Annotated in this window: 11 protein-coding genes and 1 tRNA gene; 7 read left to right on the top strand and 5 right to left on the bottom strand. The window is 45.7% G+C overall.

Going from position 1 to position 14,261, the window contains the following annotated elements:
* The first annotated feature begins 495 nt into the window (after positions 1 to 495).
* Positions 496 to 693, top strand: coding sequence for a hypothetical protein (locus MAS10914_RS35995; RefSeq protein ID WP_232224243.1), 198 nt, complete (start codon positions 496 to 498; stop codon positions 691 to 693).
* A 318-nt stretch (positions 694 to 1,011) separates the two neighbouring features.
* Here MAS10914_RS35995 and ftsH2 read toward each other — a convergent pair whose 3' ends face one another.
* The 4 genes from ftsH2 to MAS10914_RS0126655 all read right to left on the bottom strand — a co-directional run bounded on the left by ftsH2 (position 1,012) and on the right by MAS10914_RS0126655 (position 5,927).
* Positions 1,012 to 2,898 carry an ATP-dependent zinc metalloprotease FtsH2 gene (gene ftsH2, locus MAS10914_RS0126670; RefSeq protein ID WP_026082835.1) on the bottom strand — a complete coding sequence of 629 codons (1,887 nt, stop codon included), beginning with the start codon at positions 2,896 to 2,898 and terminating at the stop codon, positions 1,012 to 1,014.
* Between the two features lie 421 nt (positions 2,899 to 3,319).
* The gene (locus MAS10914_RS0126665; protein ID WP_026082834.1) at positions 3,320 to 3,817 is read right to left on the bottom strand and encodes a hypothetical protein; all 498 of its coding nucleotides are present in this window, start codon (positions 3,815 to 3,817) and stop codon (positions 3,320 to 3,322) included.
* 466 nt (positions 3,818 to 4,283) lie between these two features.
* On the bottom strand, positions 4,284 to 5,726 hold the full coding sequence (gene gltX / locus MAS10914_RS0126660) for a glutamate--tRNA ligase (RefSeq protein ID WP_017319000.1): 1,443 nt from the start codon (positions 5,724 to 5,726) through the stop codon (positions 4,284 to 4,286).
* 127 nt (positions 5,727 to 5,853) lie between these two features.
* Positions 5,854 to 5,927, bottom strand: a tRNA-Asp gene (locus MAS10914_RS0126655).
* A gap of 313 nt (positions 5,928 to 6,240) precedes the next feature.
* On the opposite strand from MAS10914_RS0126655, the gene rimP reads away from it, so the two are divergent.
* The 6 genes from rimP to MAS10914_RS0126625 all read left to right on the top strand — a co-directional run bounded on the left by rimP (position 6,241) and on the right by MAS10914_RS0126625 (position 13,522).
* Positions 6,241 to 6,702, top strand: a complete 462-nt coding sequence (gene rimP / locus MAS10914_RS0126650) for a ribosome maturation factor RimP (RefSeq protein ID WP_017318999.1) — start codon at positions 6,241 to 6,243, stop codon at positions 6,700 to 6,702.
* Positions 6,703 to 6,802: 100 nt separating this feature from the next.
* The gene (locus MAS10914_RS0126645) at positions 6,803 to 7,396 is read left to right on the top strand and encodes a hypothetical protein (protein ID WP_033365461.1); all 594 of its coding nucleotides are present in this window, start codon (positions 6,803 to 6,805) and stop codon (positions 7,394 to 7,396) included.
* Complete coding sequence (gene nusA, locus MAS10914_RS0126640; protein ID WP_017318997.1) at positions 7,341 to 8,627, top strand: transcription termination factor NusA; 1,287 nt, start codon at positions 7,341 to 7,343, stop codon at positions 8,625 to 8,627. The genes MAS10914_RS0126645 and nusA overlap by 56 nt, the downstream gene beginning before the upstream one ends.
* Before the next feature lie 109 nt (positions 8,628 to 8,736).
* Positions 8,737 to 9,006 (top strand): YlxR family protein, encoded by a 270-nt coding sequence (locus MAS10914_RS33260; RefSeq protein ID WP_071599862.1) that lies wholly within the window; start codon positions 8,737 to 8,739, stop codon positions 9,004 to 9,006.
* 427 nt (positions 9,007 to 9,433) lie between these two features.
* Positions 9,434 to 12,604 (top strand): translation initiation factor IF-2, encoded by a 3,171-nt coding sequence (gene infB, locus MAS10914_RS0126630; RefSeq protein ID WP_017318995.1) that lies wholly within the window; start codon positions 9,434 to 9,436, stop codon positions 12,602 to 12,604.
* A 720-nt stretch (positions 12,605 to 13,324) separates the two neighbouring features.
* On the top strand, positions 13,325 to 13,522 hold the full coding sequence (locus tag MAS10914_RS0126625; protein WP_017318994.1) for a hypothetical protein: 198 nt from the start codon (positions 13,325 to 13,327) through the stop codon (positions 13,520 to 13,522).
* Positions 13,523 to 13,564: 42 nt separating this feature from the next.
* On the opposite strand, the gene MAS10914_RS0126620 is transcribed toward MAS10914_RS0126625, so the two are convergent.
* Positions 13,565 to 14,101 carry an alpha/beta hydrolase gene (locus tag MAS10914_RS0126620; protein WP_017318993.1) on the bottom strand — a complete coding sequence of 179 codons (537 nt, stop codon included), beginning with the start codon at positions 14,099 to 14,101 and terminating at the stop codon, positions 13,565 to 13,567.
* Positions 14,102 to 14,261 lie beyond the last annotated feature (160 nt).

Below are 14,261 nucleotides of genomic sequence, written 5' to 3'. Positions count from 1 at the left end.
TTCATATTCATTGGAATCATGTTTTCGTTATTTTCTAAGTATTAAAGATTACTTAATTCTATTAGAAAGCATATACAGAAGATTTCAATTTGGTGAAGTACACAACCTAAGTCTCAAAACCAGGTATAAAGCCTGTTTTACTTCTGTATACTGTATTCTGTATTCTGACTCCTGAATTCTGCTGTATTACAACACAGTGGCATCATCTAGATATGACTAAAGTCATGAATTTTGCATGACTTTTCTCTCTAGCTTTAGCAAATTTAATTAGCTACTTTATAAATAGCTATCAGTTAATTCTCTAGCTCCAATTTTCTCATCTACAAAAGAAGTAGAAATCACCCTGTTCACTGACCTTACAGGATAATCTATGCTTAACACTATCCTTCTTAAATTGTAAAGAAAACTCTTAGTAACATTTGCTAAAACATAATTTCTACGATACATACTGTTCGCTTCAATAAGACATTCCTAAAGTTTTCCACAGGTTTGAACATGAAATTTGTATATCTTACTGCTGTCTCCATAACTTTGGCTACAATTGTTGTTCTTGGTCATACTAAAAATTTATATGCACGTTCAATGTGTGTAAGCGCTAATACTTCATCCTTAGATGACGCAGTAGATAGCTCTTTAGCAGAGAATACGGCGTACAACTTTCTAGAAGCGGTCATTGACCGGAGTATCAATTAGACGAATCTGGCTCTTGCAGATTTCCGTCTCACTCATTTCATTATCCACAACTAACTAGAAGGGCTTAATTAAATAAAAACTCGCGCGTCAGAACAAGTAAAAAGTAAAAAGTAAAAAGTAAAAAGTAAAAAGTAAAAAGTAAAAAGTAAAAAGGCAAAAGTAAAGAATCCCCATAACTACCGTTTATTATTCTGACTACTGAGTTCTGTGTTCTGAGTTCAATCTTGCGCTCATAAAGCAAATTTATCCAAACAAAAAAGGGATGGCGTTAACCATCCCTGTTGAGTGAAGTCGGGCATAGCCCTACCTAAGTTAAGATTAGAGAGTAGGCATATACTGCGACTTTTCAGGTACGCTAGTGTACTCAGCCACAATCTGACGGAATTCTTCACCGTCAATGGTCTCTTTTTCAACAAGCAAATCTACTAACCGATCCATGACAGTGCGATTTTCCTGTATGAACCGCTTTGCGGTTTCGTAGCATTGTTCAACAATGATACGGACTTGGGTATCAACACGAGCCGCAATAGATTCGGAATATTCTGAGCGTGTCATCCAGTCACGACCCAAGAAGACTTCTCCCTGCTGGCTTTCCAAGGATATTGGTCCTAAATCAGACATCCCAAACCTTGTCACCATTTGCCGTGCCATGTTGCTTACTTGCTGCAAGTCATTTCCAGCACCAGTTGTGACTTCCGCAGAACCAAAAATCACTTCTTCTGCAGCACGACCGCCCAAAGCACCGGTAATTCTGGCTTTGAGTTGACCGCGAGTTATTAACCCTTGCTCCTCATTAGGAGTAAACCAAGTTAACCCCTGTGCTTGTCCCCGTGGAATCAAGGTTACTTTTTGCACTGGGTCGTGGTCTTTGAGCAATGTACCTGCTAGGGCGTGTCCCACTTCGTGGTAAGCAATCAAACGCTTGCTCTTGCTATCTACCAGAGGTGTGCCTTCCATACCGGCAACAACGCGATCCACAGCATCATCGATTTCTACGTTGGTAATGCCATCTTTACGCCGTCTGGCTGTGAGAATAGCAGCTTCATTAAGCAAGTTGGCTAAGTCTGCACCTGTAAAACCAGGGGTACGACGGGCAATTGCTTCTAAAGAAACGCCGGGGTCTAGTTTCTTGTTACGGGCGTGGACTTTTAAAACATCCAAACGTCCTTTGACGTCAGGTGCATCGACCATAACTTGTCTGTCAAACCGTCCGGGACGCAACAAAGCTGCATCCAAAACGTCAGGACGGTTAGTGGCAGCAATAATAATGATGCCAGTGTTACCTTCAAAACCATCCATTTCGGTGAGCAGTTGGTTGAGGGTTTGTTCCCGCTCATCGTTTCCACCACCAATACCTGCACCTCTTTGACGTCCTACGGCGTCGATTTCATCAATGAAGATGATACATGGGGCATTGTCTTTTGCTTTCTTAAACAGGTCGCGTACGCGGGATGCACCCACACCCACAAACATTTCCACAAACTCCGAACCGGAGATGCTGAAGAATGGTACGCCTGCTTCGCCTGCGATCGCTTTTGCTAAGAGTGTTTTCCCTGTTCCCGGAGGTCCGACTAAGAGCACTCCTTTAGGAATGCGTGCCCCCACAGCCGTGAATTTTTCTGGCTGTTTGAGGAAGGTCACGACTTCTTGCAGTTCTTCCTTGGCTTCTTCTATCCCTGCGACATCGTCAAATTTCACTCCGGTTTTTGCCTCCATCTGGAAGCGAGCTCTTGATTTACCGAAGTTCATGGCTTGACCGGGACCACCAGGCAGATTGCTAGAACGACGGAACAAGAGGAACAGTCCAGTAATCAATAAAATAGGAAAGACGAGATTACCCAGCAGTCCCCAAATTGCCCCATCATTCCGCATGGGATGGGCGTCAAAACTAACTCCTTTTTCTTTTAACTTGCTAATCACTTCAGGAGCATTAGCAGGCAGATCCACCCGCACCCGTTGTATGCGGTTGTCGAGTTCTGGATCTACGGCTTCCACAATTGCCGTCCTACCACCTTCATATAAATCAACACTGCTTACCCGATTGGCGTCCAAGTATTCTAGAAAACGACCATAGGTCATGCGGGTATTGGCTGCATTCCTACTCATGTCAGCAGGAGTACCAGAAAATGCCCCTTGCCAGAAGAAAAAGCCTATGACCAAAGCAGGCAATGTCCAGAGTAGTAGGACTCTCCAGGAGAATTTCATTAGTGATTTGCCTCTAGATACCGATACAACTATTGACTCTTCTACCCCCATAAGAGGTGAATTCTTGGGCTGAGACTGCCTGTTTTGGAATTCCCTACTCCAGGTCTTAAATTCTCGTGAGGACACTGACGTGCGGAGGGAACCTCCATTGAGTCAAGTGTCCTGTGTCGCACCGTTGCAGATGCCTCCTCAAGCGTTAGTTCCGGGCTGCCTGACCGTACTTTTGTAGCTAAGGTTTATAAATCCATTTTGTTTAATCTGATGTCTTATGTGGTATGCCATAGAGCTAATATGGCGGTATGGCAGATCCATGACGCCAGTAAGAATCTTAATTAAATTTAACTTAATTTTAATACAAAGTACCAGAGGGAGAGTGGAGGAATTAGGGGAAGTGAAGGAAGTATTTTCTCCCCCGACTCCTCTACTTGACTTCTGTAATTTTTAGGGTATAAGGAAGATAGCTATCTTTTTTGTAGGAACCGATCCATACATCGTATGTTCCTGGTAGCCATTCTCCAATCATGCCAGCATTCTTTCCATCAAAATCGTCATTGCACCAGCTCCCTCCTGGACCGCTAACAATCAGGGTAGTGTCCTCAGGACTTTCTACTTGAATTTTGAGATAATCAAATTTACTTGTTAGCTCAATCGTATGGTCTGGTTCTTCATCAAAATATCCAGTGCAGGAACCAGTAGGAGTTTCACCTCTACCAGCGACTTCCCTCCCTGGTACCGCACCGCCACTCATACCGCGAACGGTTAGGGGGTCTGGGGAAAACTTGTGACCAATAATCACATCTTCAAAAATGGGTGGAGGTGTTTCCTCTGCATGAGATGTTGTATTCATTGCTGACGCGATCGCCAGCCCTGCTATCATTAAAGATATTCTTATGCCTCGATTTATCACTTTTGTCAGCATTTTAATTACAGACTTTTTTAAGTACTTTTAGAGACATGAATATTACACTCAAAGTTCCCAACACGAGGATATTTGACTACCGCTCTCACCCTTTGTTAACAAAAAAATCGTTAATTATCAATTAACAATTAATTAACTAATAGAACTCTTACCAATTGCCTTAATTTTTTGCAATAAATAAATTAGCTCCCCTTACTTGCTTTGCAAGGGGGCTGGGGGATCACCAAGAAAGAACTCAGGAATCAGAATATGCCCTCCGTGTACGCTGCGCGTTAACGCAGTTCCGACCTAGGAGGCACAGAAGTCAGAATATTAAACGCTTCAGACGAGTATAAATTAAGAGTTCTGGTTTTCTCGTATTGGTCTAATGGAGTGCGTCGCCCTTGGCGTTAGTCCCCGGATTTATTCGTGGGGATATTCTGATGACTGTGTTCTGTGTTCTGCGTTCTTCTTAATTTTCTTGCTGCTAATTCGTTTCTGCTAATGCCCGGAGCAAGCGCGGCTTGTCTAAACCAATTTGATTCAAAAGCAACCACGATTGGATCAAGTCTGGACCGTGCAAATCACCAGTTAAAGCCGCCCGGAGTGCTTTCATGACCAATCCTTTCTTGACGTTTTGTTCTTTCACCACCTGCTTAATCATTTCCTGAGCGCTGGCTTCAGTTAGCTGATGATTATCCAAAGCAGCAATAATCCCCTTAAGGGTGGCGGCAGAACCTTCCTGTTTTAATTGGGCACTTGCTTCGGAGCTAAATTCAACTGTTTGTGTAAAAAACAGTTCGCTGATAGCAACTGCATCTACAAGGCGAGTCAAACTAGGACCAATTAAAGTCACGAGCTGCTCTAACCAAGGACGGTCACGTCCTCCGGTCAATTGATATCCTGCTTCTTCCCAGTAGGGAATGAGTAAATCTGTCAGCTGATCCACTGGCATATTGTGAATGTACTGACTATTTATCCAATCCAATTTCGCCCAGTCAAACTTCGCGCCTGCTTTATTGACGCGCTCAAAGCTAAATTGCTTGGCTGCTTGTTCTAAGGTGAAGATTTCCTGAGTCGAGTCTGGAGCAGACCAACCCAGCAATGTCATGTAATTCGCCATAGCTTGAGCTGTAAAGCCCATTTGCTTAAAGTCGAAAATCGATGTGACCCCATCCCGCTTAGAAAGCTTGCGTCCCTCCTGATTCAAAATCAAAGGCGTATGGGCAAACTCTGGCTCTTTTGCGCCAAAAGCTTCATATAGCAGAATTTGTTTAGCGGTGTTGGCGATGTGGTCTTCTCCACGGATGACATGGGTAATTTGCATATCCATGTCATCCACGACAACAGCAAAATTGTAGAGTGGCATACCAATACCATCTGCTGTAGCGCGAGCGATGACCATATCACCGCCTAAATCACGACCTTGCCAAACCATCTTTCCTCGTACCAAGTCATTCCAAACAATTTCCCGGTCATCTTCAATTTTGAAGCGAATCACAAAGCTGCGTCCTTGAGCTTTGTATGCGGTTTCTTGTTCTGGTGTGAGGTGGCGATGCCGATTATCATAGCGGGGAGCCTCGCTTCTGGCTTTTTGAGCCTCACGCAGTGCCTCTAATTCTTCTGCTGTGGTATAGCAGCGATAGGCTAATCCCTGATCCAGCAGAGTTTGTACTGCTTCTTTGTAAAGGTCTAAACGTTGCGTTTGAAAAAATGGTCCTTCATCCCAGTTCAATCCCAGCCACCGCAGTCCTTGGAGAATATTTTCGGTATATTCAGGACGCGATCGCTCGCTGTCTGTATCTTCAATTCGCAAGATAAACTGACCGCCGTGGTGGCGGGCAAACAACCAGTTAAATACAGCCGTCCTGGCTGTACCAATATGTAGATTCCCAGTTGGACTGGGGGCAATACGGACTCTAACAGTCACAACAAGTTCTCTCTTTTTCTCTTTCGCAATGCATGACAAATTTAGCTTATATTAAGCCCTGACTAATGACTGCTTAATACTGAGTTATTTCCACTTTCTGGTGATAACTCACTACTCCGACTTTGAACGGGACTGACGGGGCTCGAACCCGCAACTTCCGCCGTGACAGGGCGGTGCTCTAACCAATTGAACTACAGTCCCTTAATTGGCAACTTTTTTATTATGACTATTCTTCTAGAGAATGTCAAGGTTTTTTTAATTGGTCAGGCGTGATGCGGAACTAATAGCAAAGGATTTTCATTAATCAGCGTTGTCTAACTAATTTAATGCATACTACGTCTGTGCAACGGGTTTAGTCATCAACTTTTGAAATCAGTTTTTGCGTCTCGCTCCAAAAAAATACGCTAAACTTAGATCAACGACGAACTTATACAGGTTCGTCTGAAGACTTCTTGGAAGATATCCCTATCGCAGGAAGTGGGTAACAGCCCACTTTTTTTGTTGGAATAGCCGCATGACTCACCCTCTCGTCCCCCCCATTATTGAATTGGCGACACCAGTGGCAGAACAGCTGGGATTGGAAGTTGTTAGTGTGGTTTTTCACACCAACCAACGTCCGCCAGTTTTGCGCTTAGACATTCGCAATCCTCAACAGGACACTGGGTTGGACGACTGCGAGCGAATGAGCCGTGCTTTAGAAGCCACCTTAGATGCGGCGGAAATCATTCCAGATGCTTATGTATTGGAGGTGTCCAGTCCTGGTATTTCGCGACAACTGACAACCGATCGAGAGTTTATTTCCTTCAAAGGATTTCCTGTCATTGTCCAGACTTCTCCACCTTACGAAGGACAGCAAGAGTGGATTGGTCAGTTGATTCGCCGGGATGAGACAGCAGTTTATTTAAACCAAAAAGGTCGTGTCGTCCAAATTCCTCGCTCCCTGGTTACTAGGGTGCAGCTCGATGAGCGGCGTTAAGGAGAGCTATTAGCTTTCAGCATTCAACAGTCCTGAGTACTAAGCAATAAGTGCCCAGTAGAGTTTCAGACAAACCTACAAAGCACTCAGGACTTAGGAATTGGCAAGGGCAATTGCGTGCCACTTCCAGGACTTGGGGAGAACCCCAACGCTCCTCGTCGGCACGAGGGAAACCCTCCCAAGAGCACCGCAGTTTCTTTCTCAAGGGCGGAGACAGCGCGGTAGCAAAGGAAGCGGAGCGAGGCACTGCTCACTGGCTCAACCTTACGGGAAGCCCTTGGGGTATGCCTATGTCCTAAGCCCTAAGCCTGCGGCACGGCTACGCCATACCGCAGGCTTAGGTCTTACAGGACTGGACTCACCAGTCACCTGCGACCCAGAGAAGTTGCCAGGAGGGTTTCCCTCCTTTGCAAACTTCGGGGAAACCCGTCTCAATGCTGGCTTTGCAACGCACTGGCTCCCCTCCAAAGAGCACCGCAGTTTCTACATGAGGGAAACCCTCCTCCAAAGCGCGGTAGCAAAGGAAGCGGAGCGAGGGACTGCTCGCTGTCTCACCGCCTTTTGGGCGTCTACAGCACTAAGTTTTGTGCTGACGGCTGACCGCTTTTTCTATAAAAAAAAGGAGATTGCTTATGTCAATGGTGACTTTACCCGGATTAAAAGATTTAATCGAAAATATAAGTCGCGAGCGTAATTTACCTCGTATTGCAGTTCAATCAGCTATAAGAGAAGCACTACTTAAAGGTTACGAACGTTATCGTCGCGCCCAAAACTTAGAGCGAAAACAGTTCGATGAAGATTACTTTGACAATTTTGATGTTCAACTAGACGTTGAAGATGAAGGCTTTCGCGTTGTTGCGACCAAAACTATAGTTGAACAAGTCACCAACACTGACCATGAAATTGCTCTCCAACAAGTTCAGGAAATGGGAGGAGACGAAGCACAATTAGGTCAGGAAGTGGTGCTGGATGTCACCCCCGATCAAGGGGAATTTGGTCGCATGGCGGCAATGCAAACCAAGCAAGTCTTGGCGCAAAAATTACGGGATCAACAGCGCCAGATGGTGCAAGAAGAGTTTCAAGACTTAGAAGGAACGGTTTTACAAGCAAGAGTTCTGAGATTTGAAAGACAATCGGTCATTATGGCTGTTAGCAGTGGCTTTGGTCAGCCAGAAGTGGAAGCCGAATTGCCCAAGCGCGAACAATTGCCCAACGATAACTATCGCGCAAATGCCACCTTTAAGGTCTATCTTAAAAAAGTTTCTCAAGGTCAGCAACGGGGACCGCAGTTGCTTGTATCTCGCGCTGATGCTGGTTTGGTGGTTTATTTATTTGCTAACGAAGTGCCAGAGATCGAGGATGAAGTTGTGCGGATTGTGGCTGTTGCCCGCGAAGCCAATCCCCCTTCCCGTCATGTCGGACCTCGAACTAAAATTGCTGTTGACACTCTAGATCGTGATGTAGACCCGGTTGGTGCTTGTATTGGAGCACGGGGATCGCGGATTCAGGTAGTCGTCAACGAATTGCGCGGCGAAAAAATAGATGTGATTCGCTGGTCTCCAGACCCTGCAACCTACATTGCCAACGCCCTAAGCCCCGCACGGGTAGATGAGGTTCGTCTCATGGACCCCGAAACCAGACAAACCCACGTACTGGTAGCAGAAGATCAATTGAGTTTGGCGATCGGTAAAGAAGGGCAAAATGTCCGTTTAGCCGCTCGCCTAACTGGTTGGAAAATTGATATTAAAGATAAAGCTAAGTATGACCACGCAGCAGAAGATGCTAAATTTGCAGCTGTAAGAGCAAAATATACACCAGAAGTAGACGACTCTGACGAAGAGGAATTAGAGGATGAAAATCAGGAAGAATTGTTGGAAGATGAAATTTTCGATGATAATCAGGACGAAAATGACGAGGAAGAGTAAAGCTATCAGCATTTAACAGTTTTGAGTATCGAGCGACGAATGCCCAATATTGTGGTTTCAAGCTACTCTAAAAAATCACTGAGGCTTCGCTTATCAAGACTCAGCATTTATGAAGCCAAATAACCGACGTTGTATTAGTTGTCGCAAAGTGGGATTAAAACAGGAGTTTTGGCGAATTGTCCGCGTGTTTCCTTCAGGACAGGTACAATTAGATGAGGGCATGGGGCGTTCTGCCTATATTTGTCCGCAACAGAGTTGTCTTTTAGCGGCTCAGAAAAAAAATCGACTAGGGCGATCCCTACGTGCATCAGTGCCAGAAGCACTGTACCACAGATTATGGCAGCGCCTATCCCAAAGCAATAACCAAAAACAAACTTAATTAAAACCTGAGTTGTAGCGGTAATTTCGAGAGGAATTGTGCTGACAGCCGAACAAATTGTGCTATCAACACCCCCTGTTTTATCGCTCATGTAGTGCCAAAATAGTAAAAGGGTGTCGTTAGCATTGCTCTTGGTTATCCAAAGGGGCGAAGCAAGACTCCCAAGAAGTTTTACTCGATTGTGTCGTGGAAGACTTAGGATCAGCAAAACAACAAAGTACAGAATGGCAACCTGGTAGCGCCCAAGCGCAGTTCGGCAACCATCTTTCCTGGTGGGGATGCCAGCAATAACCCGAAACATCTCTCTTTCCTGAATGGAGGCACCGGCATTCATCAGAAACGGCAACCTAACACAGTAATCGAAGGATGGAGATGTCGCCAACCAGGCAGCCATCCGCTAAAACTGTAAATTATAGGGGAAGAGTGGATGAACAACGGCAAAGTTAGAATTTACGAATTATCAAAGGAATTGAATTTGGATAACAAAGAGCTATTAGCAATTTGCGACCAGCTCAATATTGCGGTCAAAAGCCATAGCAGCACAATTACAGAATCCGAAGCAGAACGCATTCGGACTCAAGCAGAAAAAGTAGCGGCGATCAGTGTGACATCGCAAAGGGATAATGGCGCAAACAGCCATAGACCAAATTCGTCACAAGATGGTGGACGTAACCGACCTGCTGCACCGAATAAACAACAAATTTTGGAGATTCGCAAACCTAAAGTTTTGAAAAACCCCATCTCTAACGCCTCAGAGGCGTCGGTTGCTACCAATATACAAGTTGCTTCTGAAGTTAATCCTCCTTCACCCCCTAATCCCTTCGCTCCCCCAGTCTCACCCATGAAGCCGACGGCACCAATCCGACCTGTACCCCGGAATCAGTCTGAGACCACGCCTCAACAACCTGCAGTGACAGACGCGGATCAAGACAAACTACCCAATACAAATCAGCCGGGTGAAAAAGTAACAGCGGAAAAACCGGAAAAAATCGCAGCACCAAAAGCAAAAGCGGAAAGACCCCCAAAACCGCAACTTACTGGTCCGCCCACAAGACCTTCTGTGGAGCAGACGGATACGGAAACTCCAGCAGATCCCCAACCGGCTGTGGGCGAGAAACCGGTCTTAAAACGCGATCGCGACCAAGCCAAGCCGCAAAAGGTCAACAAACCGACAACAGGGGAAACAGCACAGACTGCTCCGTCGCCAAAACCTGAAAAACCTGTGCGTTCTACTCCATCGCCGGCTAGACCTGAGCCGAGGGGGAATAGACCTTCTGCACCCGCAATAGTAGGAGACTCGCCACGACCTAGTAGACCAGTGGTACGTTCTGCTGAACAAGCAGCAGCTACGGGTGCGCCGCTTATCGCTACTCCTCCAAAACCGATCCCCGGCTCACCGATGAAACCAAAGGTAGGGCAAGAGGAGGAAGAGGATGATACAGCAACTCCGACTGAAGAAGTCATCGAACTCAAGCGCCCAACACCGCCACGTCAAATTAAAGGCGGTAAAAAGTGGCAGGAAGAAGAAATCGATGAAATTAAAGAGTCAGCTAAGGCTAAGGTAGCCGCTAAAGGCAAACGTCTCAAGCCGATAGTTGATGAGTTTGAAGACGAAGATTTGCTAGAAGAAGAGGGACTGGATATACCAGCCACTATCCAAATCAGCCTCTCTATCGCCCGTCCACCCAAACCCAAGGCAGCCAAGCCAACACAACCTGTAGCAGCCACAGCTGTCGCGCCAGTTGCTAAAGGTAAAAAGCCTGCTTCCTCTCGCGAGCAAAACCAAAACCGTCGCCGCGAAACCGAACAAAAGCCGGAGCGTCCAGAAATACTGGAAGTCACAGGTCCGATGACAGTGCAAGAACTGGCTGAAGCCTTGGCGATGGCTGACACAGAAATTGTGAAAATCCTGTTCCTCAAAGGTATGGCGGTGAGTATCACCCAAAATTTGGATATTCCCACAATTACCTTGGTAGCAAACGAGTTGGAAGTCCCAGTCGAAACCGTCGAACGAGAAGCAGAAGCCCGCAAAGTCACCGAAATGATAGACGTGGCAGACCTGGAATACCTCCATCGCCGTCCGCCAGTTGTGACAATTATGGGTCACGTAGACCACGGAAAAACGACGCTGCTTGACTCGATTCGCAAAACAAAAGTGGCATCTGGCGAAGCAGGTGGTATTACCCAGCATATCGGTGCTTACCATGTAGATGTAGAACACGATGGCAAGGTTCAACAAGTGGTATTCCTGGATACCCCAGGTCACGAAGCTTTTACAGCTATGCGGGCGCGCGGAGCGCGAGTGACTGACATCGCTATTTTGGTTGTCGCTGCGGATGATGGCGTCCGTCCTCAGACCGTTGAAGCGATTAGCCACGCCAAAGCGGCTGAAGTTCCTATCGTGGTTGCTATCAACAAAATTGATAAACCAGAGGCACAGCCTGAGCGTGTGAAGCAAGAATTAACAGAATATGGTCTGGTGTCAGAAGAATGGGGCGGTGACACGATTATGGTTCCCGTTAGCGCCATTAAGGGTGAAAACCTAGATACACTCCTAGAGATGATTCTGCTGGTAGCAGAAATAGGAGAACTTTCTGCTAACCCAGACAGACTTGCGAAAGGAACTGTTATTGAAGCTCACTTAGATAAGGCAAAGGGACCAGTTGCAACTCTGCTGATTCAAAACGGTAGCTTGCACGTAGGCGATTTGTTGGTAGCTGGCTCAGCCTTCGGTAAAGTCCGAGCAATGGTGGATGACAGAGGTAGAAGAGTCGAAGCGGCCACTCCCTCCTTCGCCGTTGAGGTACTGGGCTTAAGTGATGTGCCAGCAGCAGGCGATGAGTTCGATGTCTTCGACAACGAAAAACAAGCACGCTCAATTGCTGCCGAACGCGCAGAGAAACAACGTCAATCCCGCCTCATGCAGGGACGTGTGACCCTGACAAGTATCTCGGCTCAGGCTCAAGAAGGCGAGTTGAAAGAACTCAACTTGATCTTGAAAGGAGACGTACAAGGTTCAGTGGAAGCCATTGTGGGATCGCTCAAGCAAATCCCACAAAACGAGGTACAAATCCGCCTGTTGTTGGCATCTGCTGGCGAAATTACTCAGACGGATATCGACTTAGCCGCAGCCAGTGGAGCCGTCATCGTTGGCTTCAACACCACTTACGCTAGTGGCGCAAGACATGCCGCTGATGAAGCAGGTGTAGATGTGCGTGAATACAACATCATCTACAAACTCATAGAAGATATCCAAGGAGCTTTAGAAGGTCTGTTAGAGCCAGAGTTGGTGGAAGAACACTTGGGTCAAGCCGAAGTGCGTGCAGTCTTCCCCGTTGGTCGTGGTTCCGTTGCCGGTTGTTACGTGCAGTCTGGCAAGCTGATCCGCAACTGCAAAGTGCGGGTGCGTCGTAACGGTAAGGTGATCCATGAAGCTGTCCTTGACTCGCTCAAGCGAATGAAAGAAGACGCCCGCGAAGTTAACGCAGGTTACGAATGCGGTGTCGGCCTTGACAAATACAATGAATGGGCTGAAGGTGACATCATCGAAGCCTTCCAGCTGGTGACCAAGCGCCGCACTCTCTCATCTACTAGATAGGAAGTAGGTGATAGGTGATAAATGGCAGGAAACAGGGAACAGGTGACAGGTAATAGATACGTACGCTGTCCTCTTCTATACCCTGTATCCTGTCCATGATTTTAAAAGTGTTTCATTCCTTTGCTTAATCTACACAGAAAAAATTCCCTCTTTCATAGCACGAGTTCTCGCCCATAGGACTAAATCTGAAGCAAGAGTCAAGATTTCAATCAGTCTATTAAAATTGACTAGGACGATTAGCTGGGAAATTGATTTCCAGGCAGTCAAGGAATCGAAGAAAATAACCCCTCTCCCCCCTCTGCTTCCAGCGCTAGCCGGAGCAATTATTTAGTATTTGGGAAGTTGGGTGAGAAAAATCCAATTAATAACTCGTAAAAAATTCTTTGTTAAGTTAATAAAAATTAAACATGTGTACTGCTCATATAGCAGCAGTATGATGAGATCAAGTGTTACGGCATCTCTAGCAAGCTTCCTGAGTAGTCATAAGTTTTGTTTAGTTAATTCCCTAGGAGCTAGGCTCAACCTAGCAAGTCGTTGAGCTAGCCTTTTTTTGAGAAATTACCGTAACCAGGGCAAAGATTTTAGTGTCCAATGAGACAGAATTTGCTGCCATAGAACTATTACTCTAGAAAAAATTAGTAGGATTTTATGGTCTTAGAGGTGCGGTTTAATTAAAGTTTGCTTTAAATATTCACATTTAAAAATCAGGAACGAGGAACTATGGCTCGAATTCAAGCTTCTAGCGATTACCACTTTACTGGTGACAATGAAATTTGGAATAGCTTAAAGTGCGCGATCGCAGCTAGTTCCGGTTTTAGGCGCTGGTTACTAGAACGTGATGCTCAAATTCAAAAGCTTCTCCTTGAGGAACAAGTACAACGGTATTTGCAAGAAACATTAGAAACATTAGCTTACTAGGTCATTAGTTATTAGTCATTGGTATAGACAAACGACTAATAACTAAAAACCAAGCAAATCTTGTAGGTTGCCTTGTAAGCGGCGGAGTTGGCGATAGGCACTTTCCAAACGTTCCCCGTCAACTTCGACTTGCGAAGTTGGGTAATTTTGAATTATTTCCATCAATGTCATTTGCTCATCTTTGCTTGCAGAAAGTACCAACGCCGAGCGCAATGCTTGTCGGTTTGCTTTCTTAGAAGGTGTGTGAATCACTTGACTAAGCTGGTCTAAAATAGTATTCCCAACTGGGCTATTGAGTACCCTGTCTAAAATCACAGGATCTACCTTCACAGGTTCCGTCAAATACCTGCGAATGGGTTTAGGATCTTGTCGTGCTAAAGCCAAATTGGCTTCTAGCCCACTAGAAATTTTCCCCGTTTGGGCGAACGTGGAAAGTTCCTCTACAGAAAGTGGTTCGCGGAAGATGCGGTACTTGAGTATGACTTGTTCAGCGGCTTTGACAGGAACACCAAAGAGTAGAAGACAGATGCCAATTACTAAAAATAACGCGCGACGTAGCAATAACAATCGGTAGCGCATTACGTTGTTAATTTCCAAAAAGTTTTCTTTTCTTTAGACGAGATTCCAGTGCAATTAGTTGCACCTTTATCCATATATAAACTCAGAAGCCTGGTTTCTTACAGAAACCGGGTTTCTCTTTTAGTTATGTACGGATGAGGGGTGTTGGGTGTAGAAGAAA

Origin of the sequence: Mastigocladopsis repens PCC 10914, from assembly GCF_000315565.1 — a bacterium.
GTDB classification, from domain to species: domain Bacteria; phylum Cyanobacteriota; class Cyanobacteriia; order Cyanobacteriales; family Nostocaceae; genus Mastigocladopsis; species Mastigocladopsis repens.
The sequence above is the reverse complement of the archived record's forward strand: the minus strand, read 5'-3'. Positions and strand labels throughout refer to the sequence as shown.